This is a genomic window from Aquabacterium sp. OR-4 (assembly GCF_025290835.2).
Taxonomy (GTDB): domain Bacteria; phylum Pseudomonadota; class Gammaproteobacteria; order Burkholderiales; family Burkholderiaceae_C; genus Pseudaquabacterium.
This window is the reverse complement of sequence record NZ_JAOCQD020000002.1, coordinates 806,721-831,131: the sequence shown is the minus strand read 5'-3', so window position 1 is coordinate 831,131 and position 24,411 is coordinate 806,721. Positions and strand designations below refer to the sequence as shown.

19 protein-coding genes, 1 other RNA gene and 1 pseudogene are annotated in these 24,411 nt (G+C 71.0%); 11 read left to right on the top strand and 10 right to left on the bottom strand.

What is annotated here, in order from left to right:
* Positions 1-108 precede the first annotated feature (108 nt).
* The 6 genes from pstC (at position 109) to phoR (ending at position 5,719) form a co-directional block, all read left to right on the top strand.
* Positions 109-1,086, top strand: coding sequence for a phosphate ABC transporter permease PstC (gene pstC / locus N4G63_RS15970; RefSeq protein WP_443112085.1), 978 nt, complete (start codon positions 109-111; stop codon positions 1,084-1,086).
* Entirely contained in the window at positions 1,083-1,952 is an 870-nt protein-coding gene (gene pstA / locus N4G63_RS15965) for a phosphate ABC transporter permease PstA (protein WP_260786442.1), read from the top strand. Before pstC ends, pstA begins: the two co-directional genes overlap by 4 nt.
* Positions 1,953-1,966: 14 nt before the next feature.
* On the top strand, positions 1,967-2,752 hold the full coding sequence (gene pstB / locus N4G63_RS15960) for a phosphate ABC transporter ATP-binding protein PstB (RefSeq protein ID WP_260786441.1): 786 nt from the start codon (positions 1,967-1,969) through the stop codon (positions 2,750-2,752).
* A gap of 100 nt (positions 2,753-2,852) precedes the next feature.
* Positions 2,853-3,560 (top strand): phosphate signaling complex protein PhoU, encoded by a 708-nt coding sequence (gene phoU, locus N4G63_RS15955; protein ID WP_260786440.1) that lies wholly within the window; start codon positions 2,853-2,855, stop codon positions 3,558-3,560.
* Between the two features lie 48 nt (positions 3,561-3,608).
* A complete protein-coding gene (phoB, locus tag N4G63_RS15950; protein WP_260786439.1) occupies positions 3,609-4,310 on the top strand; it encodes a phosphate regulon transcriptional regulator PhoB in 702 nt (233 codons plus the stop codon).
* Between the two features lie 53 nt (positions 4,311-4,363).
* Positions 4,364-5,719, top strand: a complete 1,356-nt coding sequence (gene phoR / locus N4G63_RS15945; RefSeq protein WP_260786438.1) for a phosphate regulon sensor histidine kinase PhoR — start codon at positions 4,364-4,366, stop codon at positions 5,717-5,719.
* A gap of 91 nt (positions 5,720-5,810) precedes the next feature.
* Here the strand turns inward: phoR and N4G63_RS15940 are convergent, their stop codons facing one another.
* From N4G63_RS15940 to trxA, 4 genes are all read right to left on the bottom strand, one after another.
* Positions 5,811-7,487 carry a hypothetical protein gene (locus N4G63_RS15940; protein ID WP_260786437.1) on the bottom strand — a complete coding sequence of 559 codons (1,677 nt, stop codon included), beginning with the start codon at positions 7,485-7,487 and terminating at the stop codon, positions 5,811-5,813.
* Between the two features lie 194 nt (positions 7,488-7,681).
* Positions 7,682-7,948, bottom strand: coding sequence for a type B 50S ribosomal protein L31 (locus N4G63_RS15935; RefSeq protein ID WP_260786436.1), 267 nt, complete (start codon positions 7,946-7,948; stop codon positions 7,682-7,684).
* Between the two features lie 94 nt (positions 7,949-8,042).
* On the bottom strand, positions 8,043-9,308 hold the full coding sequence (rho, locus tag N4G63_RS15930; RefSeq protein ID WP_260786435.1) for a transcription termination factor Rho: 1,266 nt from the start codon (positions 9,306-9,308) through the stop codon (positions 8,043-8,045).
* A 274-nt stretch (positions 9,309-9,582) separates the two neighbouring features.
* Positions 9,583-9,912 carry a thioredoxin TrxA gene (gene trxA / locus N4G63_RS15925; protein ID WP_260786434.1) on the bottom strand — a complete coding sequence of 110 codons (330 nt, stop codon included), beginning with the start codon at positions 9,910-9,912 and terminating at the stop codon, positions 9,583-9,585.
* Positions 9,913-10,114: 202 nt separating this feature from the next.
* On the opposite strand from trxA, the gene N4G63_RS15920 reads away from it, so the two are divergent.
* Both N4G63_RS15920 and N4G63_RS15915 read left to right on the top strand, forming a co-directional pair.
* The gene (locus N4G63_RS15920; protein WP_314599923.1) at positions 10,115-12,157 is read left to right on the top strand and encodes an HDOD domain-containing protein; all 2,043 of its coding nucleotides are present in this window, start codon (positions 10,115-10,117) and stop codon (positions 12,155-12,157) included.
* Positions 12,154-14,625, top strand: coding sequence for a protein kinase domain-containing protein (locus N4G63_RS15915; protein WP_314599922.1), 2,472 nt, complete (start codon positions 12,154-12,156; stop codon positions 14,623-14,625). The genes N4G63_RS15920 and N4G63_RS15915 overlap by 4 nt, the downstream gene beginning before the upstream one ends.
* Before the next feature lie 171 nt (positions 14,626-14,796).
* Here N4G63_RS15915 and ffs read toward each other — a convergent pair.
* An RNA gene (gene ffs, locus N4G63_RS15910) (signal recognition particle sRNA small type) lies at positions 14,797-14,894 on the bottom strand.
* 113 nt (positions 14,895-15,007) lie between these two features.
* Here ffs and N4G63_RS15905 point away from each other — a divergent pair.
* Positions 15,008-15,703 (top strand): response regulator transcription factor, encoded by a 696-nt coding sequence (locus tag N4G63_RS15905; RefSeq protein ID WP_260786430.1) that lies wholly within the window; start codon positions 15,008-15,010, stop codon positions 15,701-15,703.
* Between the two features lie 43 nt (positions 15,704-15,746).
* Here the strand turns inward: N4G63_RS15905 and N4G63_RS15900 are convergent, their stop codons facing one another.
* From N4G63_RS15900 to N4G63_RS15885, 5 genes and pseudogenes are all read right to left on the bottom strand, one after another.
* Positions 15,747-17,216 (bottom strand): sensor histidine kinase, encoded by a 1,470-nt coding sequence (locus tag N4G63_RS15900; protein ID WP_260786429.1) that lies wholly within the window; start codon positions 17,214-17,216, stop codon positions 15,747-15,749.
* Positions 17,213-18,721 carry a sensor histidine kinase gene (locus N4G63_RS15895; RefSeq protein WP_314599921.1) on the bottom strand — a complete coding sequence of 503 codons (1,509 nt, stop codon included), beginning with the start codon at positions 18,719-18,721 and terminating at the stop codon, positions 17,213-17,215. Before N4G63_RS15895 ends, N4G63_RS15900 begins: the two co-directional genes overlap by 4 nt.
* A 181-nt stretch (positions 18,722-18,902) precedes the next feature.
* Positions 18,903-19,190: a helix-turn-helix domain-containing protein gene (locus tag N4G63_RS28335; RefSeq protein ID WP_443112084.1), complete on the bottom strand. Its 288-nt coding sequence runs from the start codon at positions 19,188-19,190 to the stop codon at positions 18,903-18,905.
* Positions 19,191-19,226: 36 nt separating this feature from the next.
* Positions 19,227-19,691: pseudogene (locus N4G63_RS28330) on the bottom strand (cyclic nucleotide-binding domain-containing protein); the annotation flags it as partial.
* A 708-nt stretch (positions 19,692-20,399) separates the two neighbouring features.
* The gene (locus tag N4G63_RS15885) at positions 20,400-21,539 is read right to left on the bottom strand and encodes an AIR synthase related protein (protein ID WP_260786426.1); all 1,140 of its coding nucleotides are present in this window, start codon (positions 21,537-21,539) and stop codon (positions 20,400-20,402) included.
* A gap of 183 nt (positions 21,540-21,722) precedes the next feature.
* On the opposite strand from N4G63_RS15885, the gene dnaX reads away from it, so the two are divergent.
* Complete coding sequence (dnaX, locus tag N4G63_RS15880) at positions 21,723-23,882, top strand: DNA polymerase III subunit gamma/tau (RefSeq protein ID WP_260786425.1); 2,160 nt, start codon at positions 21,723-21,725, stop codon at positions 23,880-23,882.
* A 68-nt stretch (positions 23,883-23,950) separates the two neighbouring features.
* Positions 23,951-24,277: a YbaB/EbfC family nucleoid-associated protein gene (locus tag N4G63_RS15875; protein ID WP_260786424.1), complete on the top strand. Its 327-nt coding sequence runs from the start codon at positions 23,951-23,953 to the stop codon at positions 24,275-24,277.
* Positions 24,278-24,411 lie beyond the last annotated feature (134 nt).

Genomic DNA, 24,411 nt, shown 5'->3' with positions numbered 1-24,411 from the left:
CCATCTTGTCGAAGCAGCGCCAGGCCCGTCGGCCGGCGCTGCGCCGATGAAGCGGAGAATCCGGTGACCACCGCACTGCCCGCCACACCCTTGAACACCTCCACTCCCATCGAGCGGGCCGCGCCTCAGGCGCGGCCACCGCAACGTCGTCGCGTCGCACCCTGGGCTGACTCGGTGTTCTCGCTGCTCACCCATGGCGCTGCGTGGCTCACGCTGCTGCTGCTGGTGGGCATCATCATCTCGCTGCTGATCGGCGCCGCGCCGGCGATCGAGAAGTTCGGCCTGAGCTTCCTCTGGACCAAGGAATGGGATCCGGTGCAGGAGAAGTTCGGCGGTCTGGTGATGATCGTGGGCACGCTGATGACCTCGCTGATCGCGCTGCTGATCGCGGTGCCGGTCAGCTTCGGCATCGCGGTGTTCCTCACCGAGCTGTCGCCCAACTGGCTCAAGCGGCCGCTGGGCACGGCGATCGAGTTGCTGGCGGCGGTGCCGTCCATCGTCTACGGCATGTGGGGCCTGCTGGTGTTCGGCCCCATCCTGTCGAAGTACGTCCAGCAGCCGCTGCAATCCATGTTCAAGGGCGTGCCGCTGCTTGGCGCGCTGTTCGAAGGCCCGCCGGTGGGCATCGGCATGCTGTCGGCCGGCATCATCCTGGCCATCATGGTGATCCCGTTCATCGCCGCGGTGATGCGCGACGTGTTCGAGGTCACCCCGGCGATGCTGAAAGAATCGGCCTACGGTCTGGGCGCCACCACCTGGGAGGTGGTGTCGCGTGTCGTGCTGCCGTACACCAAGGCGGGTGTGGTCGGCGGCATCATGCTGGGCCTGGGCCGCGCGCTGGGTGAAACCATGGCGGTCACCTTCGTCATCGGCAACTTCAACCAGCTCGACTCGCTGTCGCTGTTTCAGGCGGCCAACAGCATTGCCTCGGCGCTGGCCAATGAGTTTGCCGAAGCCGGCGAGGGCCTGCACCAGGCCTCGCTGATCTATCTGGGTCTGGTGCTGTTCTTCATCACCTTCGTGGTGCTGGCCTTCAGCAAGCTGCTGCTGGCCCAACTGAAGAAGAGCGAAGGAGCGCGCACATGAGCCAAGGCATGACCCTGGATGCGGGCCGGCTGGCCCACCACAGGCGGCGCAAGCAGATCAACGCCGTGGCGCTGATGCTGTCGCTCGGCGCGATGGCCTTCGGCGTGTTCTGGCTGCTGTGGATCCTGTTCGAGACGGTGCGCCTGGGCATCGGCGGCCTGTCGCTGAGCCTGTTCACCGAGATGACCCCGCCGCCGCAGGAAGCCACTGGCGGCCTGGCCAACGCCATCTACGGCTCGCTGCTGATGGTGGGCGCGGCCACCGCGCTGGGCACGCCCATCGGCGTGCTGGCCGGCATCTACCTGGCCGAGTACGGCCAGAAGTCGTGGCTGGGCACCGCGGTGCGGTTCATCAACGACATCCTGCTGTCGGCGCCGTCGATCGTGATCGGCCTGTTCATCTACGCGGTGGTGGTGGCGCGCATGAAGTCCTTCTCGGGCTTCGCCGGCGTGCTGGCGCTCGCGCTGATCGTCATCCCGGTGGTGATCCGCCAGACCGAGAACATGCTGAGCCTGATTCCGAACGCACTGCGCGAGGCGGCCTACGCGCTGGGCACGCCCAAGTGGAAGGTGATCTCCTCGGTCACCTTGAAGGCGGCGCGAGCCGGCGTGATGACCGGCGTGCTGCTGGCGGTGGCGCGCATCGCCGGCGAGACGGCACCGCTGCTGTTCACCGCGCTGAGCAACCAGTTCTTCACCAGCAGCCTCGGCGAGCCGATGGCCAGCCTGCCGGTGACGATCTTCAAGTTCGCGATGAGCCCCTACGAAAACTGGCAGAAACTGGCCTGGGCCGGCGTCTTCCTGATCACGCTGGGCGTGCTGGCGATCAACATCGCCGCCCGCGTGCTGTTCAAGAACAAGCACTGAGAAGCGAGTACCCCATGGACGCACGCGTCAACGCCCCGGTGGCCGAAAAGGCCAAGATCTCGGTGCGCAACCTGAACTTCTACTACGGCGGTTTCCACGCCCTGAAGAACATCAACATCGACATTCCCGAGCACAAGGCCACGGCCTTCATCGGGCCGTCGGGCTGCGGCAAGAGCACGCTGCTGCGCACCTTCAACCGCATGTTCGAGCTCTACCCCGAGCAGCGCGCCGAGGGCGAGATCAATGTCGATGGCCAGAACATCCTGACCAGCCGCGACGATGTCTCGCTGATCCGCGCCAAGATCGGCATGGTGTTCCAGAAGCCGACACCGTTCCCGATGTCGATCTACGACAACATCGCCTTCGGCGTGAAGCTGTTCGAGACCCTGTCGCGTGCCGAGATGGACGAGCGCGTGGAGTGGGCGCTGAAGAAGTCGGCGCTGTGGGGCGAGGTCAAGGACAAGCTCAACCAGAGCGGCTCCGGCCTGTCGGGCGGCCAGCAGCAGCGCCTGTGCATCGCGCGCGGCGTGGCCATCAAGCCCGAGGTGCTGCTGCTCGACGAGCCCTGCTCGGCGCTCGACCCGATCTCCACCGGCAAGATCGAAGAGCTGATCCAGGAGCTCAAGGGCGAGTACACGGTGGCCATCGTCACCCACAACATGCAGCAGGCGGCACGTGTGTCGGATTACACCGCCTACATGTACCTGGGCGACCTGATCGAGTTCGGGCCGACCAGCGAGCTGTTCATGAAGCCCAAGCGCAAGGACACTGAGGACTACATCACCGGCCGGTTCGGTTGAGTTCATCGACGATGTGCCGGGCCGTCGTGCCCGGCCGTCGCCAGCAAGCCACGATCCTGTTGCGGGGTCGATTGACGCATTCGGCGATCGGGGAGTTTCAATGACTGACAAGCATCTTTCCACCCAGTTCGACTCCGAACTCAGCGCGGTGTCGACCCGCGTGCTCGAGATGGGCGGCCTGGTCGAGGCGCAGGTGGCCCAGGCCGTCTACGCCCTGTCCAACTTCAGCGGCGAGACCGCTTCGCAGGTGCTCAAGCAGGAAGAGCGGGTCAACTCGCTCGAGGTCGAGATCGACCGCGACCTGTCGACCATCATCGCCCGCCGCCAGCCCACCGCCCGCGACCTGCGCCTGCTGATCGCCGTGAGCAAGACCATCGGCAACCTCGAGCGCATCGGCGACGAGGCCGCGCGCATCGCCCGCACCGTGCAGCGCCTGCTGAACTCGGGCGTGTCCAGCCGGCTGCGCCTGCCGGTGGCCGACCTGGCCTTCGAGAGCGAGCTGGCCATCAAGCAGCTGCGCAAGGCGCTCGACGCCTTTGCCCGCCTCGACACCGAGGGCGCGCTCGAGGTGCTCAAGCACGACGACCAGATCGACCAGGAGTTCGACGGCCTGATGCGCAAGCTGATCACCTACATGATGGAAGACCCGCGCACCATCTCGTCGTCGATCGACCTGGTGTTCGTGGCCAAGGCCATCGAGCGCGTCGGCGACCACGCCAAGAACCTGGCCGAGCAGATCATCTACATCGTCAAGGGCACCGACGTGCGGCACAACCCGCTCGACACGGTCGAAAGCCTGGTGCGCTGACGCCCCGCCGCGCGCGCATTTTCTGAAGCCACAACGGACCCCCTAGCCATGAGCCACATCGTCGTCGTCGAGGACGAACCGGCGATCGCCGAGCTGATCGCCATCAACCTGCGCCATGCAGGCCACGAGGTGACCATTGCCGCCACCGCCGAGCAGGCGCAGCGCGAAGTCGACGCCATGCTGCCCGATCTGGTGGTGCTCGACTGGATGCTGCCGGGCCAGTCGGGCCTGGCGCTGGCGCGCCGCTGGCGCGGCGATGCGCGCACCCGCGAGCTGCCGATCATCATGCTCACCGCCCGCGGTGAAGAGGCCGACAAGGTGGCCGGCCTGGACGCCGGCGCCGACGACTACCTCACCAAGCCCTTCTCGACCAACGAGCTGATGGCGCGCATCCGTGCGGTGCTGCGCCGCAAGGCGCCCGAGGCGCTGGACGAAGCGGTGGACGTGGCCGGCCTGCGGCTGGATCCGTCCACCCGCCGGGTCAGCCACGGCGAGCGCGAGCTCAAGATGGGCCCGACCGAGTTCCGCCTGCTGCACTTCCTGATGACCCACCCCGAGCGCGTGCACAGCCGTGCCCAGTTGCTCGATCGGGTGTGGGGCGACCATGTGTTCATCGAGGAGCGCACGGTCGACGTGCACGTCAAGCGCCTGCGCGAGGCCCTCACGCCCGCGCAGTGCGCCGGCATGATCGAGACCGTGCGCGGCGCCGGCTACCGGCTCACCCGCCATGTGAGCGCCGTGCAGGTTTGATGGGCTGACGGGCTGATGCGCCGACACATCGCCACGGCGCCGCCCGACGCGTCATGAGCTGGCTGCTGCCGCGTTTGCTGGTGATGCTGGCCAGCCTGGGCCTGGCCATGCTGGCGGGGCACTTCGCCGGGTTCTGGCTGGGCAGCTCCGAGCTGGGCACGGCCGTCGGCGCCGCTGCGGGTGTCACGCTGGTGGTGGTGATCGACACCGTGCGCGGTGCGCGCCTGCTGCGCTGGATGCGCAGCGATCTGGCACTGGGTGCACCGCGCGATGCCGGCTTCTGGGCCGAGGTGGCCTACCGCAGCGAGCGTGCGGTGCGCGAGCGCGACAAGGCCATTGCCAACGAGCAGCGCAAGCTGGCCGAGTTTCTGCAGGCCATCGAGGCCTCGCCCAACGGCGTGGTGCTGCTCGATGACCACGACCAGGTCAGCTGGTGCAATGCCATCGCGGCCGATCACCTGGGTCTGGACGCCCGCCGCGACCTGCACCAGCCCATCACCAACCTGGTGCGCAAGCCGGCCTTCGTGGCCTATCTGCAAAGCCGTGAATGGCGCGAGCCGCTGATGCTGGCCGAGCCCAGCGGCCTGTCGGCACTGCAGCTGGTGATGCGCGGTTATGGCGAGCGGCAGACGCTGCTGATCACCCAGGACGTCACCGAGCGCCAGCGTTCCGATGCGATGCGCCGCGACTTCGTGGCCAATGTGTCGCACGAGATCCGCACCCCGCTCACCGTGCTGGCCGGCTTCGTCGAGACCATGGCCTCGCTGCCGCTCACCGGCGTGGAGCGCACCCGTGTGCTGGCGCTGATGCAGCAGCAGACCGTGCGCATGCAGACCCTGGTGGCCGACCTGCTCACGCTGGCCCAGCTGGAGGGCAGCCCGCGCCCGGCCATCGACCGCTGGGTGTCGCTGTCCGGCCTGCTGGAGCGTGCCGCGGCCGACGGCCGCACGCTGTCGGCGGGCCGGCACACCATCACGGTGTTGCCGGTGCCCGCGCTCGAGCTGGCGGGGCAGGAGAGCGAGCTGTTCAGCTCGGTGGTCAATCTGGTGGGCAATGCGGTGCGCTACACGCCCGACGGGGGCCAGATCAGCGTGTCTTGGCAGGCCCGGCCGGATGGCGGTGGCGAGGTGCTGGTGCGCGACAACGGCATCGGCATCGCACGCGAACACCTGGGTCGCCTGACCGAGCGCTTCTACCGCGTGGATGGCAGCCGTTCACGCGATACCGGCGGCACCGGCCTGGGTCTGGCCATCGTCAAGCACGTGATGCAGCGGCATGGTGGCACGCTCGAGATCGACAGCGAACCGGGCAAGGGCTCGAGTTTCCGCCTCGGCCTGCCGGTGGGCCGGCTGCGGGCCACGGCTGCCGCGGCCACGCTGGCCGACGACGCCACCTCGCGGGTGGGCTGAGCGCCTGCGGGTGCTGCGGGGGTTTGTGGCCGGCTGAGCCGGCGCGGGCCCGGCGCGGCGGGCCACCTGCCGTCCGACCAGGGCTCAAGGTTCAGGGCCGGGTGGCGGCAGCGCTGCGCTGAAACACCAGGGTCCACTCGTGGCGGTCGGTGGGCCGGCGTTCGCGGCCGGTCTCCACCCAGCCGGCCGCGCGCGCCGCCAGCACCGGTGCGGTGTCCTTGAGCCCGCGTTGCGCCAGCATCAGCACCGGGCAGGGGCCCTGGGCGGCCGTGGCCGAGGCATCCACACGGTGGCGGCCATGGAACTCGAGTGCCGCCACCAGCGAGCCCGAGGCGCCGGGTGCGGCAATGCAGGCATCGCCCGGCACCAGGCGCGCCAGGCGCTGGGCCAGCGGCCGGTTGCTGCGGCCGTAGTCCAGCAGCGGCAGCCACAGCGTCATCAGCAGCAGCCAGCACAGGGCCACGCCGCCGGCCGGCAGCACCAGGCTCTTCCACAGGGCCGCGCGGTGGCGGGCGGTGCGCCAGCGCACCAGCAGCAGCCAGACCAGGCTGCCGGTCAGCGCCAGCAGCAGCGGCAGCCACAAGGCCGGCGCCTGAAAGCCCGGGGCCAGGCGCGCGATGTTGGCCGCCGGCCGTGCCGGCACGCCAATCTGCATGGCCAGGTACATCACCCAGATCACCAGCGCGGCCAGGGTGAAGAAGCTCACCGAGAACCAGTCGATGGCCGCGGCCGTGCCGCGCTGCAGGGTGGGCAGGGCAAAGGCCGCCAGCACGGCCAGCCCCGGCAGGCCCAGCATCAGCGCACGATCGGATCCGCCCATGGTCACGCTGGCCGCCAGGGCCACGCCGAACACCAGGCCGGGCAGCGCCAGATGGCGCTCGCGCAGATGGCCGCGCCAGCGCCACAACGTCCACATCGCCAGCGGCCAGGCCGGCCACAGAAACCACAGCCACAGCTTGGCCAGCTGCAGCGCGGCCGGCAGCTTGGCCATGCGCCAGGCCCAGGTGTGCATGGGCCAGCCGGCCAGCGCGGCCAGCACCAGCGCGGCGGCCAGCCAGGGCCACAGCGCCCGCACCGCCGGATCGCGGTTGAAGACCGACAAGGCCAGCGCGCCAGCCCCCAGCACCAGGGCCATCGTGGGCGCGCCGCAAGCCGCCAGCACCGGCAGCAGCAGCAGCGCGCCGAGCCGCGCGCGCCAGCCCTCGGGGCTGGCCAGCACCCATTGCAGCCCGGCCACCACGGCCAGCTGGGCCATCTCGGGCGTGGCTTCGTGGCCCAGCTGCAGCAGACCAAGCGTGGCCATCAGGGCCAGCAGCGCGGCGTCGGCCATCGCGCGGGCGTAGTCGAGCGGCGGGGCTTCGCCGCCGAAGGCAAAGGGCAGCGGCTGCGCGGCCTCGCTGCGCGCCAGGTGGTAGGTGGCGTACCAGGTGCCGGCCAGCGCCAGCGCCAGCAGTGCGGCAAAGGGCAGGCGGGCGGCCAGCGCCGCATCCAGCCAGGGCTGGCCCAGCAGAATGGCCGCCGCCCCCAGCCAATGCGGCAGCAGTGCGGCATCGGTGGGCACGCCGCCGAGGGTGGGCTGCCACCACGACGAGCGGCCCTCGGCCATGGCCAGCATCTGCCCGAAGGCGGTCAGGTCGGCGCCACGCCAGGGGTCGCGCCCGAACAGGCCGGGCAGCAGGTAGGCGGCGCAAAACAGCAGCAGCGCGAGCCGTGGCAGGCGTTGCGCCGCCTCGGCAGTGACGAGGGCAGGGCGGGGCGAAGGTGTCACGGCGGCGATGATGCCCGAAGCCACGGGCCAGTCGGGCCGCTGCGCCGGCGCAGGCTGGCGGCGCAGCAAGCAAAACGGCAGCCGAAGCTGCCGTTGTGTGGAGGGGGGCCAAGCGAGCGTCGGGCCGCCCCGAGAACCGGACGGCGATGCGTCCGGTGGGTGGCGCCGCGCACGCGCGACGCCAGGTGCCCCGGTCAGGCCTTCTTGGTGATGCCGACGCGGGCGAACTTGTTGCGGAACTTCTCGACGCGACCGCCCAGCGTGTCGATGCTCTTCTGGGTGCCCGTGTAGAACGGGTGGGTCTCGCTGGTGGTTTCCAGCTTCACCAGCGGCAGATCACGGCCGTCGTCCATCTTGATGGTTTCCTTGCTCTGCACCACCGAACGGGTGACGAACTTGAAGCCATTGGTCAGGTCGACGAAACAGACGTCGCGGTAGTTGGGGTGGATGCCGTCTTTCATGGGAAACCCTTCGCTGCAGTCACAGGCAGCCACGCAGCACCCTTGCCACGCACTTGCCCGAAGCGGAAAACCCGCGATTATAGCGTGAACGCGATCAGCCGCCGCGCCGCATCATGTCGAAGAAGTCCAGATTGCTCTTGCTGGCCTTCATCTTGTCGAGCACGAACTCCATCGCCTCGATCTCGTCCATGTTGTAGAGCAGCTTGCGCAGGATCCAGGTCTTTTGCAGGATCTCGGGCTTGAGCAGCAGCTCTTCGCGACGCGTGCCGCTCTTGTTGATCAGGATCGAGGGGTACACGCGCTTCTCGGCCATGCGGCGATCCAGGTGGATCTCGCAGTTGCCGGTGCCCTTGAACTCCTCGTAGATCACCTCGTCCATCTTCGAGCCGGTGTCGATCAGCGCGGTGCCGATGATGGTCAGCGAGCCGCCTTCCTCGACATTGCGCGCGGCACCGAAGAAGCGCTTGGGACGCTGCAGCGCATTGGCATCCACACCGCCGGTGAGCACCTTGCCGGAGCTGGGCAGCACGTTGTTGTAGGCGCGGGCCAGGCGGGTGATGCTGTCGAGCAGGATCACCACGTCCTTCTTCAACTCGACCAGGCGCTTGGCGCGCTCGATCACCATCTCGGCCACCTGCACGTGGCGGGCGGCGGGTTCGTCGAAGGTGGACGAGATGACCTCGCCACGCACGCCGCGCACCATCTCGGTCACTTCTTCCGGACGCTCGTCGACCAGCAGCACGATCAGGTGAATCTCGGGATGATTGGCCACCAGCGCATGCGCGATGTGCTTCATCATGATCGTCTTGCCGGTCTTCGGCTGGGCCACCAGCAGGGCGCGCTGGCCCTTGCCGATGGGCGCGATCAGGTCGACGATGCGGCCGGTGACGTTTTCTTCGCCCTTGAAGTTGTCACGCTCGAGCTTGAACGCTTCCTTGGGGAACAAGGGCGTCAGGTTCTCGAACATGATCTTGTGCTTGTTCTCCTCGGGCGTGAGGCCGTTCACGCGGTCGACCTTGACCAGCGCGAAGTAGCGTTCGCCGTCCTTGGGCACCCGCACCTCGCCCTCGATCAGGTCGCCGGTGTGCAGGTTGAAGCGCCGCACCTGGCTGGGGCTGAGGTAGATGTCGTCGGTTGACGCCATGTAGCTCGAGTCGATCGAGCGCAGGAAGCCGAAGCCGTCGGGCAGCACCTCCAGCACGCCGTCGCCGAAGACCTGCTCGCCGGCCTTGGCGCGCTTCTTCATGATGGCGAACATCAGCTCCTGCTTGCGCAGGCGCGAGACGTTTTCGATCTCCAGCGCCTCGCCCATGGTGATGAGTTCGGAGACGTGGAGCGCCTTCAGTTCGGACAGATGCATCGGGGTGTCACCCTGGGGTGGTTGCCGCGCGCCTTGCCAGGGCGATGGCGGCCGGAACAGATGGCCCCTGTTGCGCGCCCCGCTGCCGCAGCCTGGCGGGCTGCAGCCGGATCGCCACCACGGGGGCGGCGAAGCGGGTCGGGGTCACGGGGGAGGGGCCGAAACCACGCGGTTCAAGCGCCGGGCTCGGGCCCGGGTGGCGTGGTGGCAATGGGCCGGTGGCGCCGGTGCGTCGCTTGTGGCGACGCGCTGAAACCGGCGCTATGGCTGCAGATTATAGGTGCGGCTCGATGAAGGCGGTCAATTGCGCCTTGGTCATCGCACCCACCTTGGTGGCGGCCAGCTGACCGTCCTTGAACAGCATCAGCGTCGGGATGCCGCGGATGCCGAACTTGGCCGGCACTTCGCGGTTTTCGTCGACGTTCATCTTGGCCACCTGCAGGCGTGCGCCGTATTCCTTGGCCGCCTCGTCGAGGATCGGGGCAATCATCTTGCACGGCCCGCACCACTCGGCCCAGTAGTCAACCAGCACCGGCGTGCCGGACTGGAGCACGTCGGCCTCGAAACTGGCGTCGGTGGTGTGCTTGATCAATTCGCTGCTCATCGTCTGATTCCTTGGCGGCTGGGCCCTCCATGGGGAGTCAAAAGATTGTGGCACAAAGGCTTACGGCACCACGGCTGGCACGGTCTGTGCCCCCGGGCTGCGGTGTGGCGGCGGCAATCAGGCGGCGTGATCGGCCCCTGTTCGGGCCATCAGCGCGGTGTGCAACGCGTCCAATCGGGCCGAATCCGCCGATCCGACCGCCATGCCTGCCCCCGCCCCCTCCGATCGTCCGCCCGCCGGCCAGGCTGTGCGCAAGCTCGGCCGCTTTCAGCTTTTGCGTCTGCTGGCCAAGACCCAGCGCAGCATGCTGTGGCTGGTGCAGGCGCCGGACACGGCCGGTGAATGGGTGCTGGCCATGCCGCGCCAGCAGCCCGAGGGCGAGGAGGCCATGCGCCACTGGCTGCAGTCGGCGCAGCGCGCGGCGCGGGTTGATCATCCCGGGCTGGCCACACCGGTCGAGATTGGCGAGCAGGAGCGTTGGCCGTACATCGCCTACGCATGCGGTGACGCCGTGCTGTTGCTGGAGCGCGTCAGCGGCAAGGGCTTGCTGCCGGCCGATTTCGTGCCGGCCGCCACCCAGGCGCTTGAAGGCCTGGCCATGGCCCACGACGCCGGGCATGCCCACCTCGATCTGCACGCCGGCATGTTGTTGCTGCGCAGCGACGGCGGCGGACAGCTGATCGGCCTGGGCGTGGTGCAGGCCGATGCGGCCGCCGGCCTGCAGGCCCGGCGCCAGGAAACCGAGCGCGACCTGCTGGCCTATGGCCTGGTGCTGCACCATGCGCTGGCCGGTGCGCCGGCGCTCGATCAACCCGATGCAATGCTGGCGGCGGCCTCGATGCCGCCGCAGGGGCGCGAAATCGTGCGCCTGCCCTGGGTGGAGGGCCGCGCCGTGCCCGAAGCCCTGCGCGCCATCGTCAACCGTGCCACCGACCGGCAGGAGCGCCAGCGCTACCGCAGTGCGCGCACCTTCGAGCGCGCCTTGTCGGGCTGGCTGCGCAGTGCCAGTGACGGCAACCTCGGGCCGCTGGCCGTGCTGGCCGACCGCATGCGCAGCGCCGGCGTGCTGCCCGGCATGCCGGGCGGCGCGCGCCGCGCGGCGCGGCTGATGCAGATGGACCGCGACAGCAGCGCCGCGCTGGCCGAGGTGGTGCTGGAGGACGTGGGCCTGTGCTTCGAGCTGCTGCGCCAGGTCAACAGTGCCGCGGTGCGTGGCGTCATGGGCGCCGGCAGCGGGCCAATCCTGACGGTGCGCCGCGCCATCGCGCTGATCGGGCTCGACAGCGTGCGCCGCGCCGCGCAGGTGATGAAGCCCTGGCCGGGCGTGCTCGATTCGGCCCAGGCCGACGAGCTGAGCCGCCAGTTTGCGCTGGCGCGCCAGGCCGGGCGCATTGCCCGCCAGCTGCGGCCGGCCGGCTACGACGCCGAGCTGTGCTACCTGCTGGCGCTGCTGCAGCGCCTGGGCCGGCTGCTGGTGCAGTACCACTTTCCGGACGAGGCGGCGCAGATGCGCCGCCTGATGCTGCCCGCACCCGCGGCGCGGCCCGGTGAGCCCGAGGAACCGGGCATGGCCGAAGAAAGCGCGTCGTATGCCGTGCTGGGCATCGACCTCGAATCGATGGCCGCGGCCGTGGCCCGGCAGTGGGGCCTGGACGACAGCGTGCAGAACATGATCCGCCGCATGCCGCTGGAGGCGCCGGTGCGCAGTCCGCACACCGACCACGAGCGCCTGCGCGTCACCGCGAGCGCCGCCAACGAGCTGGTCGACACCCAATTGCTGCCGCTGCGCCACCGTGCCGCCGCGCTGCACCGGGTGGCGCAGCGCTACGGCCGGCCGCTGGAGGTGACGCAGACCCAGCTGCAGCAGGCCCTGCAGGGCGAGCCCGCCACCGAGCCGGCCACGCTGGGCCCGCGTGCGGTGGTGCTGCCCGATGAACCGTCGAGCCTGGTGCCCGCCGCGGCATCGGTCACGGCACCCGCGCCAACGTCTGCGCCCGGGTCTGCGCCTGCGCCTTCGTCAGTCGGTGCGCCAGCCGGTGCGTCAGCCGGTGCGCCGGCGGCGGCGGCCGCCAGCAGACCGGCCGCGCCGGTGGCGGCTGGCCCCGCCAGCGCGCCATCCGCACCTGCACCCGCACCCGCACCCGCACCCGCACCCGCACCCGCACCCGCACCCGCAACTGCGGCCACCAGCGGCCTGGCGGCCCGCCTGGCCGCCGCGCGCCAGACCCGCAAGGCCACGCCGTGAGCGCCGCACTGCCGCTGGCCGAGCGCCCGCCCTTGCCGCCGCCGCTGCGCCCCGGGCGGCGACTGGGCCGCTTCAAGCTCGAGGCGGTGCTGGGCCGAGGTGCGCAGGCCACGGTGTGGCGCGCGCTCGACGAACGCCTGCACCGCGAGGTGGCGCTGAAGATCTTCACCGCCGAGGGCGATGCGGCCGGCACGGCGGCCTGGCTGAACGAGGCGCGCTCGGTCGGGCGGCTGGCCCATCCGCACATCGTGCCGGTGTTCGACGCCGACACCTTCGACGGCCATGCCGCGCTGGTGTTCGAGCTGGTGCCGGGGCCCACGCTGGCCGAGGTGCTGCGTCGCGACGGCGCCATGCCGGCACGGGCCGCGGTGGAGCTGATGCTGGGCGTGGTGGATGCGCTGCGCGCAGCCCATGACCAGGGCATCGTGCACCGCGACCTCAAGCCCTCGAACATCCTGATCGATGGCGCCGGCCGTGCGCGGGTGATGGACTTCGGCATTGCCGCGCGTCTGGCGCAGCCTGGCGAAGACATCGCCGGCGCCGGCATGATCGTCGGCACGCCTGGCTATCTGTCGCCCGAGGCGGCCCGCGGCGCGGCGCCGGCGCCGCAGATGGACGTGTTTGCCGCCGGGGTGGTGCTGGCCGAGCTGCTGAGCGGTGCACGCCTGCTGCGCGAGCCCGACGTGGCCCGGGCCCTGCAGCGGGTGCAGACCGAAGACCTGCGCCTGCCCGACGACAGCCAGGCCGACGACCGCCTGCGCGCCGTGGTGCAGCACGCCATCGCCCGCGTGCCGGCCGACCGCTACGAGAGCGCCGCCGCGCTGCGCGATGCGCTGATGATCTGGCTGCAGCCGCCCGACGACGGCCAGCCCGCCGCCAGCGCCGGCCATGGCACGCTGGATTTCCTGCTGCGCCGCATGCGCCACAAGAGCGACTTTCCGGCCATGTCCGACCGTGTGCTGCGCATCCAGCGCATGTCCTCGTCGGAGACCGAGACGCTGCACCGCGTGTCCGACGAGATCCTGAAGGACGTGGCGCTGACCGGCAAGCTGCTCAAGCTGGTGAACACCGCGCACTTCCGGCGCGATGCGCAAGGGGTGTCTACCGTCTCGCGCGCCGTGGCACTGGTGGGCATGGCCGGCATCCGCAACCTGGCGCTGTCGCTGGTGCTGGTCGAGCACATGAAGGACAAGGGCCATGCACAGCGCCTGAAAGAGAGCTTTCTGCGTGCACTGCTGGCCGGTGAACTGGCGCAGCAGCTGTCGGGCGTGAAGCGCGACGGCGAGGAGGCCTTTCTGGGCGCCATGTTCTACAACCTCGGGCCCTTGCTGGCCGAGTACTACTTTCCCGACGAGGCCGAGGCGGTGCGCGACGAAATCGCCCGCCAGCAGCGCGAGCCGCGTGGTGAGGCCGGGCTGCACCCCGACCTGCTGGCCGAGCGCGTGGCGCAGCAGGTGCTGGGCCTGGGCTGGGAGGCGCTGGGCATGGGCGTGGCCCGCCACTGGGGCCTGCCCGAGGTGCTGCAGCAATGCATGCGCCGGCCCACCTCGGCGTCACCTGCACGCGCGCTGCCGGCCGGTGGCGAGCGCATGCGCTGGCTGGCCGTGGCCTCCAACGAAATGGCCGAAGCCGTCTGGCAGGGCGACGAGCAATCCTTGCCCGAGCGCCTGGAGGGCGTGGCCCAGCGCCATGGCCGGGCCCTGGGCCTGGCCGCCACCGACCTGCGCCGCGCTGCGGCCGAGGCCCAGCGTGCGGTGATGGAGATGGCGCCGGCGCTGGGCTTGTCGGTGCCGGCCGCGCGCCGCCTGATGGGTGTGGGCGTGCAGCCCGCCATCGCAGGCCAGCGCCGCGAGGGCGACACGATCACGGCCGCCGCCACACTGCCGCTGGAGGCCGCTGTGCCCGCCGATGCCCAGGCCCAGGCCGCGGCGCGCGATGCGGCGCATGGCCTGCTCAACGCGGGCATCCAGGACATCACCGACACGCTGGCCGGCGACGCCATGCAGCTCAGCCAGGTGCTGCGCATGGTGCTCGAGACGGTGCACCGCGCGCTGGGCTGCCGCCGCGTGGTGTTCTGCCTGCGCGACGCAGCCACCGGCCGGCTGCGCGGGCGCTTCGGCCTGGGCGCCGATGCCGACGCGCTGGCCGCGCAGCTGCAGATCCAGACCACCGTGGTGGCCGGTGCGGCGCCCGACCTGCTGGCCGCCGTGTGCCAGAAGGGCAACGACACGCTGATTCCCAGCCTGGCCGAGCCGCGCGTGGCGGCTGCGCTGCCGGCCTGGTTCAGGCAGCGCGGTGAGCGCGGAACCTGCCTGCTGCTGCCGATGATGATGCGCGGCGCCCCGTTCGCGATGATCTACGCCGACCATGCCGAAGCGCTGCCGGTGGGCGAGCGCGAGCGGGCGTCGCTGCGCACGCTGCGCAATCAGGTGGTGCTGGCCTTCCGTCAGGCCGGTCACGGCCAGTAGCGAGAGACCAAGCCGGCGGGCGGTCTGGCGGCCCGAGGGTGGCGCCGCCCGGCGGGCGGCCGGTCAGGGCCCGAGGCCCGCGTGCTGGCGGTCTGAAGGAGAGGGCACAGGTGCTGCGCAAGGGCTGCGCAGGTGCGGTGCAAAGGCTGCACGGCGGTGTGACGGATGAAAGGTGACGAGCCTGAACCTCGGCACTGGTTGCAACGGTTGGGGCTGCTTCGTTCCCGACCTGACCCGGTTGGCCGCGCTTCCATGCGAGGGGGCCCGTCACCGACGATTGTAGGTGATCCGCATGCGCGGCAGGTCGGCCCGGCGTTTGGCTTGACGCAGAATCGCAGGTTTCCCGTGCAGCGCACGGGCCACAGCCTTCAACGCCTTGCATGTGACCACGCTTCCGCAGACCCTGGCGCTGATCGACGACGACGCGGCGTACAGCGAATACCTGTCGCAATTTCTGCAATCGCAGGGCATTGCCGTGCGCTGGTTTGCCGACAGCGATGACCTGCTGTGCAGCGAGCGGCCCTTCGAGTTCGATTTCTACATCGTCGACCTGATGCTGCCCGGCGTGGACGGCCTGAGCCTGCTGCGCCTGCTGCGCCGGCGCACCGAGGCCGGTGTGCTGGTGGTCTCGGGCAAGCTCGGCAACGACGTGTTCGACCAGGTCATCGGTGCCGGCGCCGACATGCACCTGGCCAAGCCGGTCACGTTCGAGCAGGTGCTGCTGGCCGTGGGCAGCGTCTACCGGCGCGCCGCGCGCAGTGCCGACACCACGCCCAGCCAGGCCTGGCGGCTGGACGAGGTGCAGCGCCGGCTGGTGGCGCCCGACGGCGCGATGATCGAGCTCAGCCCCACCGATGTCAGCGTGCTGGCCTGCCTGCTCGAGGCCAAGGGCGAGACCGTGGGCCACCAGGCCCTGCTGACGCTGCTGGGCCTGTCGGCCGAGGACGATCCGAACCGCCTGCATGCCACCATCTACCGGCTGCGCCGGCGCATCGAGCGGGCCACGCCGGCGCTGGTGCCGCTGCAGTCGAAATCGCGGGTGGGCTACATGTTCCGCGCGCCCCTGGTGCGCGCCTGAGGCTGCCGGGCCTGCGCCGGCGCGCCTGAGGGCCGGGCTGCGCTCAGGCCGGTGTGTCGCTGGGATCCGGAAACACCAGCCGGGCCTGCAGGCCATGCGGCGGGTTGGCCGACAGCACCAGGCGGCCGTGGTGCAGCGCCATCACCCGCCGCACGATGAACAGGCCCAGGCCGCGGCGCGGCAGCGTGCTGCTGGGGGTGGGCGTGGTGTCGGGCGGGGCTGGCGGCGCGCCGGCCTCGAGCAGCACCGCCAGGCGGCCCTGGCCGTTGTCGGCCACCACCAGCACCATGGCCGGCGGGTTGTCCTGCTCCTCGATGCGCAGCGTGACCTTGACCTCGGCGCCGCCGTGCTCGAAGGCATTGCGCATCAGGTTGCGCAGCGCCAGGCGCACCAGGCCGGGCTCGAGCTCGGCCGAGCGCAGCGGCGTCTGCCAGTCGACCTGGGTGCGTGCGCGCTGCGATTCGGGCAGGTCGCCCAGCACCAGATGCACCAGCAGATGCAGGTCGACGTCCTGCACCACCAGCGGATCGCGGCGGGTCAGCATCAGCGCGGCGGCCAGGGTGTTGTCGAGCACCGAGCGCACGTCACCCAGCACCGACTGGGCGCGCAGCAGCCGCTCTGACAGCTGCCGGGTGTCGGCCGGCGTGGGCGCCTGCACCAGCAGGGCCGCGGCCTGCAGCGCGCCGCTGGCGTTGTGCAGCGGCTGGCGGATCTCGTGTGCCAGCACGCGCAGCAGCTGGTCGCGCTCGGCGGCCAGCTGGTCGCGCTGGGCGAGCAGGTCGCGCAGTTCGGCGGCGGTCTGCTCGGCCGCGGCACGTCGCGCGGCCTCGGCCATCTGGCCCTGGCGGGCGCGGTACTCGGCGCGGCGCAGCTTGTCGAGCACCATGCCCAGGTAGCCGAGGTTGCCGTACAGCGCGGCGGCCAGGGCCACCAGCAGCACGAGCGCGAAGTCCCAGGTCATGCCGGGCGGCCGCACCGGCAGCCAGCCCAGCATCACGCCGCCCATGCGCAGGCTGAGCGCCACGGTCAGCGCGGTTTCCACCCACGCCAGGGCCAGGCCGTTGCGCGAGCGTGCCACGGTCGCGGCCAGAAAGGCCTGCCGTGCCAGCACGCCGGTGCCCAGCGCGATCATGGCCTGGGCATACAGCGAGCGGTCGGCCGGTGACAGCCACATCGTGGCCATCTGGTAGCCGGCCACCATCAGCAGCCAGGCGCCCACGGCCCAGGCGATGCGCGGTGGGCTGCCGATGTCCAGGCGCAGCGCCATCACGCGCAGCGGAAACGAGCCGAAGGCCAGTGCAAAGGCGCCGGTCATCGCGATCCAGTCGGGAATCTGATCGCGCAGGCCCAGCAGCGACAAGGCCAGACCGGCCGCCGCCGCGCCCAGCGACCACAGCGCCAGCGGCACACGCGGGTGGCGATGCAGCAGCAGGGCCCACACCGTGAGCGCCACCACGGCATACAGCAGCCCGACCACCAGCGTGGCGCTGGACGGGCTGATGTCGGGCGTCATGGTGCTGCGCCTGCGGCCCTGGCGCTTGCGCCCGGGCCGTTGTCAGGCGGGTTGTCGGTCGGATCGGGAAACACCAGCCGCGCCTGCAGGCCGCGCGGCCAGTTTTGCGCCAGCACCAGGCGGCCATGGTGCAGCGCCATCACGCGCCGCACGATGACCAGGCCGAGGCCGCGGCGCACCGCGTCGGGCGAGCCGGCCGATGGCGGGGCCAGCGGTGCGCCGCCTTCCTCGAGCGTCGGCCCGGGCCGGCCGATGCCGTTGTCGGCCACGGTCAGCACCACGGCCGGCGGGTGCTCCTGGTCCTCGATGCGCAGGGTCACGATGACCTCGGGGCCGCCATGCTCGAAGGCATTGCGCATCAGGTTGCGCAGCGCCAGTCGCACCATGCCGGGTTCGAGCTCGGCCGAGCGCAGCGGCGTGTACCACTCGACCCGGATGCGCGCGCGCTGGGCGTCGGGCAGGTCACCCAGCACCAGATGGGCCAGCAGGTGCAGGTCGACGTCCTGCACCACCAGCGGATCACGGCGGGTCAGCATCAGCGCGGCGGCCAGCGTGTTGTCGAGCACCGAGCGCACATCGCCCAGCACCACCTGGGCCCGCACCAGGCGGCCCGAGACCTCGGCCGAGTCGGCCGGCTGTGGCGCCTGCACCAGCATTGCTGCGGCCTGCAGCGCGCCGCTGGCGTTGTGCAGCGGCTGGCGGATCTCGTGGGCCAGCATCTGCAGCAGCTGGTCGCGCTCGCTGGCCAGGCGGTCGCGCTGGTCGATGGCGGCGCGCAGCTGCACAGCCGAGCGTTCGGCCGCCTCGCGGCGCGCGGTCTCCTCCAGTTGCTCGCGGCGCGCGCGCAGCTCGGCCTCGCCCAGGCGGTCGAACTCCATGCCCAGGTAGCCCAGATTGCCGTACAGCGCCGCGGCGATCATGGTGGCGGCCAGCAGCCAGAAGCTCAGCTCGGGCGACAAGGTGCTGGGCGGCGACGATCCGCCCAGCACCGCCAGCGCACGCTGCAAGACCGCGGCGCTGACCAGCCATTCCACCGCCGCCAGCACCAGGCCGCTGCGCGACGGGATCCGCTGCGCCGAGCGCATCGCGAAGTAGGCCACCAGGCCGTTGCCGGCGGCATGCAGCAGCAGCGCCACGCCCACGCGCCACTGCGTGCTGCCGAACGCCAGCACCGCGGCAAACACCGTCACGGCCAGCAGCCACAGGCCGCCCGCCCGCCGCAACTGCAGCGGCAATCCCGGATCCAGGCTCAGGCCCACCACCCGCAGCATGTTCGAGCTGATCAACAGCGTGTTGGTCAGCATCAGGACCCACCACTGCGGCGGCTCGGGGCGCAGCGCCAGCAGGATCACGCCCAAGCCCAGGCACAGCGAGCCGGCCGTCCACAGGTCGACATGCGGGGTGCTGCGCTGGCGGCGCAGCGTCACCCACACCGTGATCGACAGCAGGGCGTAGACGACGCCCGTGAACAGCGTCAGTGTGGTGGGAGAGATCGACGGCAGCATCGCGGATGCGGCCCATGGTTGGCCGGCCTGGGCGAGGCCGGCCGTGCCGGGCCAGTGCGGCGATTGTCACGGCCGGCGCAAGGGCCGGTGGGTGCTTCCCGGGCGCGGCGGCCATCGGCATGGCTGCACCGGGGTGTGCGGGCAGGGTCTGTGCGACCCGGCCAGCCAGGCCGGGGGCCGCTCAGTGGTCGAGCGGCGGGCGCACGATGATCGAGCCGTCGTCCAGCGCGTCGACGATGCTGCGGCGGCTCAGCTGGCGCATCACGCGGCAGACCATCTCGCGCGAGGCGCCCACCATGTAGGCCATCTCGGTGCGGCTGACCCGGCCACGCACATGGAAACTGCCGTCGCCGCCAGCCTCGCCGGCCTCGCGCAGGTAGTCGATGACGCGGTCATGCACATCGTGCAGCGCCAGCGAGGCGATGCGCCGGTTGGCGCCGCGCAGGCGCTGCACCAGGAAGGACACCATGGCCTGGGCAAACTCGGGCCACTGGCGCAGGCAGCGGTCGATGTCGCGGCCGGGCAGCATCAGCACATCGCACTGCACCAGGCAGCGCACGCTGCCGCTGTGGGCCTGGCCGTCGATCACGCCCAGATCGCCGAAAAAGTCGCCACGCCGCAGCACCTGCAGCAGCAGCGCCCGGCCGTTGGCGCCAGTGCGCATGGCATGGGCCTTGCCGCTGAGCAGAATGTACAGGGTGTCGTTGTTGCGGCCCTGCTCGACCACCCGCTCACCGCGGCGGAAATGCCGCACCGTGGCGGTAGCGGCCAGTTCGGCCAGGCGGGCTTCGCCCAGGCCGGCCAGCAGCGGCAGGTCGCGCAGGGTCTGTAGGCTCACGTCGGCGGTCGACCGTGCGCTTGTGCGGGGAACCGGCAGCGGCGGCAGGCGCGACGGCAGTCGAAACAGTGCGGCGTCGGGCAAGGAGCGCTCGGGGACCTCGAAGGCAGCGGGGTGGGGTGACAGCAACATGATCCGGGGTCGACTTTCCAGCAAGCTCGCCAATGACTGGCAGGCGCTCGTCGGCGCGGGCATTCAGCCACCCGCAAACGAGCCTCCCTGAGTGAGTTTTGTCAGTTCTTGGAAAGATCATATCTGACTGATGTGATGAATGATGATGACCCGAAGCCCTCCATGTGTGGGGGGTCTTCGTCAATGAATGAAAACGATTTCTCTTTAGATCGATTGCATGCGCGCGCAGATCGGCAAATCAGCGATCAGATCTTGTTGCCGGGCCAAAACGGGGCCGCCCCAAGGCAGGGCCGGGCGGGTGGCGCGGCGGGCGGGCCGATGGCTCTCGGCGGCGTGCTGCCGGCATCGCGTTGCCGGCGGGCGCGGCAAGGGGCCGCCAGCGCGCCGTACCGGTGTGGGCAAGAAAAGTGGGGAAGGGTGTGCGCGCGGCCGGCCAGGCCGCGGCCACGGTGTCAGGGCCGGCCGGGGAGGCCGGCAAGGGGCAGCAGGCTTGTGCGCTCCGGCACAGAGGCCAGCGCTCGAACTGCCTGGATCGTCAGCCGAACGTGATGGTCCCGATCGGCTTGAACAGCCTGGGCGGCTTGATGGGCCCGTGCTGCTTCAACAGCCTGTGCGGCCTGAGCAGTGCGGGTGATCTGACCGCCCCGAACGGCCGGTCAGCCCCGATCACCCGGGCGGCGCAGCGGGCGGCCCGGGCGGGGCGCTCGATCAGCGCAGCTGCAGGTCGTCGTCGCCGAAACGCACGCCGATCGGCTCGATCAGCAGCTGCTTGGCGCCGGCTTCCACCGTGCCGGCGATGCGGGCGCCGATGCCCTGGGCCTGGGCCACGGCCACGGTGCGCTCGGCGTCCTCGGCGGCCACGAACAGTGCAAAGCCGGCGCCCATGTTCAGTGTGGAGTAGGCCTCGCGGTCATCGTGCTGGGCGTGCTGCTGGATGAACTTCAGCACCGGCGGCACCGGCGGCACGGTGTGGATGCGGTAGGTGAAACTGCCCGGGTGGCGCAGCAGCTTGCGCCAGCCGTGGCCGGTGATGTTGGCGCAGTAGTGCGGCACGATGCCGGCCGCCCACAGCGCCTCGGTCACCGGCGAATACAGCGGTGTCGGCGCCAGCAGCGCTGCGCCATAGCTCAGGCCGGGGTGGTTGACCGGGTCGACCTCGGTCAGCCAGCCCTGCGGCAGGCGTTCGAGCAGCTTGCGCGCCAGGCTCAGGCCATTGGCGTGGATGCCACTGGCATCGAGCAGCACGATGGCGTCGCCGGCCTGCAGCCGGTCGCCCACGCTCAGGCGCTGCTTGGGGTTGATCAGGCCGGTGCACGAGGCCGCCAGATCGATGCGGCCACCCTCGACGATGCCGGCCAGCGCCGGCGTCTCGCCGCCGCCCCAGGCCACGCCGCACACCTCGCAGGCCTTCTTCCAGCCGGCCACCAGGGCCTGGGCACGCTGCGCGTCGCCGAACCAGTCGCTGCCGCCGGCGGCCCAGTAGGCCTGCACCACCAGCGGCGTGGCGCCCACGGTGATCAGGTCGTTGACGGCCATCGCGATGGTGTCTTGCGCAATGCCGTCGTACCAGCTGCGGCCGGTGAGGGTGGCCATCTCGTCGGCCACCAGGGCCTTGGAGCCCAGGCATTCGACGATCGAAGCGATGTAGAACGGGCCGACATCGACCACATAGGCCGATTCGCCGCGCGAGGCGGCCACCTCGGTGAAGCCGTGGCGGCCCAGCTGGCTGGCGGTGGACGCGGCAGCGCGCTGGGCGCTGACCTTCAGCGGATCGATCAGGTCGTAATTGACGCCGGCCTGCTCATAGCTGAGCGTGCCCGGGTTCGAAGGGGCGTGCGAGGAACTCATGGGGCGGGATTATCGTTGACAGCTTGCGCACGCCGACGGCGGGCGGGGTGGGTTCCTTAGAATGCGCCGGATGCAACACACCCCGTCTACCAGCGCGCGCAAGCAGAGCGCCGGGCCGCGCCCAAGCCGGCCCGCGATGGCCTCTGGCGAGCGGCCGACGTACCCGTTGGCCGAGGGGCAGGCATGACGGATGTCGTTCTGGCCCGCAAGTACCGCCCGCGCAGCTTCGAGCAGATGGTGGGCCAGACGCACGTGGTGCAGGCGCTGACGCACGCGCTGCAGTCGGGCCGCCTGCACCATGCCTACCTGTTCACCGGCACCCGCGGCATCGGCAAGACGACGGTCAGCCGCATCTTGGCCAAGAGCCTGAACTGCACCGGGGCCGATGGCCGCGGTGGCGTCACCGCGCGGCCCTGTGGCGTGTGCCAGGCCTGCACCGAGATCGATGCCGACCGCTACATCGACTACATCGAGCTCGACGCCGCCAGCAACCGCAGCATCGACGAGATCCGCGATCTGATTGAACGCGCCGCGTACAAGCCCAGCGTGGGCCGTTACAAGGTGTTCATGATCGACGAGGCGCACCAGCTCACCAAGGACGCCTTCAACGCGCTGCTCAAGACCCTGGAGGAGCCGCCCGAGTACCTGAAGTTCGTGCTGGCCACCACCGACCCCGAGAAGATGCTGCCCACGGTGCTGAGCCGCTGCCTGCAGTTCAACCTGCGGCCGATGGCCCCCGAGACGGTGCGCGAGCACCTGCAGCAGGTGCTCGAGGCCGAGGCCGTGCCGGCCGATGCGGGCGCGCTGCGCCTGCTGTCGCGCGCCGCGCGCGGCTCGATGCGCGATGCGCTGTCGCTCACCGACCAGGCCATCGCCTACGGTGGCGGCCAGCTGGGCGAGGACGCCGTGCGCGCCATGCTCGGCAGCGTTGACCGCTCGCATGCACTGCGCCTGGTGCAGGCGCTGGCGCAGCGCGACGGCCCCGCCGTGCTGGCCACCGTGGACGGGCTGCGCGGGCGCGGCCTGTCGGCCGCCGGCACGCTCGAGGAGATGGCCGCCCTGCTGCAGCAGATGGCGGTGGAGCAGGCGGTGCCGGGCGCGCTGGACGACAACGACCCCGACAGCGCCGCCGCACGCGAGGCCGCCGCTGCGCTGGCCGCCGACGAGACCCAGCTGCTCTACGGCATCGTGATCCACGGCCGCGCCGAGCTGGGCCTGCTGAGCGACGAATACGCCGCGCTGACCATGGTGCTGCTGCGTTTTCTGGCCTTTCCACCGGCCGGCGCCGCGGCGCCCGCGCCAGCGCGCGCCGCGCCCTTGGCGGTGACGCCGCCGATCGCCCGGGCGAGTGCCCCGGTGGCGCCGGTGGCATCGGTGGCGCCGGTGCATGCGCCGCGCGCCACGATGCCTGCTGCTGCTGCGCCAGCGCCGGTGCCGGTGCCGGTGCCGGTGCCGGTGCCGGTGCCGGTGCCGGTGCCGCAGGTGGCGCCCTCGGCTCAGGCTGCGCAAACCCTGCCGTCGCCGCGCGCAAGCCAGGCGGCCCAGGCGGCCAGCGCCGGGCTGCACGTGGCCGAGCCACCGCCACCTGAGATGGCCGCGCCACCGGCACCTGAGATGGCCGAGCCACCGGCGCCTGAGATGGCGGCGCCGGCGCGGGCCGTGGCCACGGCGCCTGCCGTGCCTGTCGGGCGTGCAGCGCCCACCGCGCGTGCCGCGCCGGCCGCGGCCAGACCGGCGCCGGCCGCCTCGGGCCGCGAGCCGCCGCCCTGGGTTGACGACGACCTGCCGCCGCCCGAGGCCGATGGCGACGCCGCCGGGCCGCCCGACGACACACCGGGCCCGGCACTGGCCGGGCCGGCGCGGTCAGCGCCCGCCGCGACCGTGGCCCCGGCCGCAGCGCCGCTGCAGGCCACCGCCATGGGCGAGCTCTGGAGCCAGACCCTGCGCCCGCTGGCGGCGCCCGGTGGTGGCCTGGTGGCCCTGGTGCGCGAGCTGGCGGTGCAGGCCGAGCTGCTGTCGGTGACGCCACGCCCGGCCGCCGACGGCGGTGGCCGCCGCTGGTGCCTGCGGGTCGAGCGTGAATCGCTGCGGGCGCCGGCGCTGGTGCTCAAGCTGGCCGGCGCGATGCAGGCCAGCCTGGGCGAGCCGGTGCAGATCGACACCGAATCGGGCGTGCCGCAAGACTCCATCTCGCGTCGCGATGCCCAGGCCCGCGAGGCCGCTCAGCGCCAGGCCGAGCACACCATCCGCAGCGATGCGGCGGTGCAGGCCCTGATGGCGCAGTTTCCGGGTGCGCGCATCGTGCCCGGCTCGATCAAGCCGGTCAGTCCGCCGTCGGCCTGATCGCGTCCCCTGCCGCCGGCGCGGGTCGCCGGCAACACCCAAGCCCTTCCGTCCCGAGGAACACCACCATGATGAAGAACCAGTTGGCCGGCCTGATGAAGCAGGCCCAGGCAATGCAGGACAACCTGAAGAAGGCCCAGGACGAGCTGGCCTCGATCGAGGTCACCGGCGAAAGCGGTGCCGGCCTGGTGAAGGTGCAGATGACCTGCAAGCACGATGTCAAGCGGGTCAGCATCGACCCCAGCCTGCTGGCCGACGACAAGGACATGCTCGAAGACCTGGTGGCCGCCGCGATCAACGACGCGGTGCGTCGGGTCGAGACCACCACGCAGGAGAAGATGGGCCGCGTCACCGCCGGCATGCCGCAGATCCCGGGCATGAAGTTCCCGTTTTGATGATCCCCCGCCGCAGCGCCTTTGGCGCCGCCCCCCAGAGCCTGGGGCGAGGGCGCCGCCAGCGGCCCGGCAAAGCTGGTTTCGTGGCGGCCACCGGCTTGCATCCGAGCCCTGCGCCGGCGGCACCGCCGGGT

Coding starts and splice junctions, on each gene's coding strand:
- N4G63_RS15885 (WP_260786426.1), bottom strand. CDS start 21,539: ATGAGTTCCTCGCACGCCCCTTCGAACCCGGGCACGCTCAGCTATGAG.
- rho (WP_260786435.1), bottom strand. CDS start 9,308: ATGCATCTGTCCGAACTGAAGGCGCTCCACGTCTCCGAACTCATCACC.
- phoR (WP_260786438.1), top strand. CDS start 4,364: ATGAGCTGGCTGCTGCCGCGTTTGCTGGTGATGCTGGCCAGCCTGGGC.
- N4G63_RS28335 (WP_443112084.1), bottom strand. CDS start 19,190: ATGGTGTCCTTCCTGGTGCAGCGCCTGCGCGGCGCCAACCGGCGCATC.
- dnaX (WP_260786425.1), top strand. CDS start 21,723: ATGACGGATGTCGTTCTGGCCCGCAAGTACCGCCCGCGCAGCTTCGAG.
- N4G63_RS15935 (WP_260786436.1), bottom strand. CDS start 7,948: ATGAAAGACGGCATCCACCCCAACTACCGCGACGTCTGTTTCGTCGAC.
- phoU (WP_260786440.1), top strand. CDS start 2,853: ATGACTGACAAGCATCTTTCCACCCAGTTCGACTCCGAACTCAGCGCG.
- trxA (WP_260786434.1), bottom strand. CDS start 9,912: ATGAGCAGCGAATTGATCAAGCACACCACCGACGCCAGTTTCGAGGCC.
- N4G63_RS15895 (WP_314599921.1), bottom strand. CDS start 18,721: ATGCTGCCGTCGATCTCTCCCACCACACTGACGCTGTTCACGGGCGTC.
- N4G63_RS15920 (WP_314599923.1), top strand. CDS start 10,115: ATGCCTGCCCCCGCCCCCTCCGATCGTCCGCCCGCCGGCCAGGCTGTG.
- N4G63_RS15900 (WP_260786429.1), bottom strand. CDS start 17,216: ATGACGCCCGACATCAGCCCGTCCAGCGCCACGCTGGTGGTCGGGCTG.
- N4G63_RS15875 (WP_260786424.1), top strand. CDS start 23,951: ATGATGAAGAACCAGTTGGCCGGCCTGATGAAGCAGGCCCAGGCAATG.
- pstB (WP_260786441.1), top strand. CDS start 1,967: ATGGACGCACGCGTCAACGCCCCGGTGGCCGAAAAGGCCAAGATCTCG.
- phoB (WP_260786439.1), top strand. CDS start 3,609: ATGAGCCACATCGTCGTCGTCGAGGACGAACCGGCGATCGCCGAGCTG.
- pstA (WP_260786442.1), top strand. CDS start 1,083: ATGAGCCAAGGCATGACCCTGGATGCGGGCCGGCTGGCCCACCACAGG.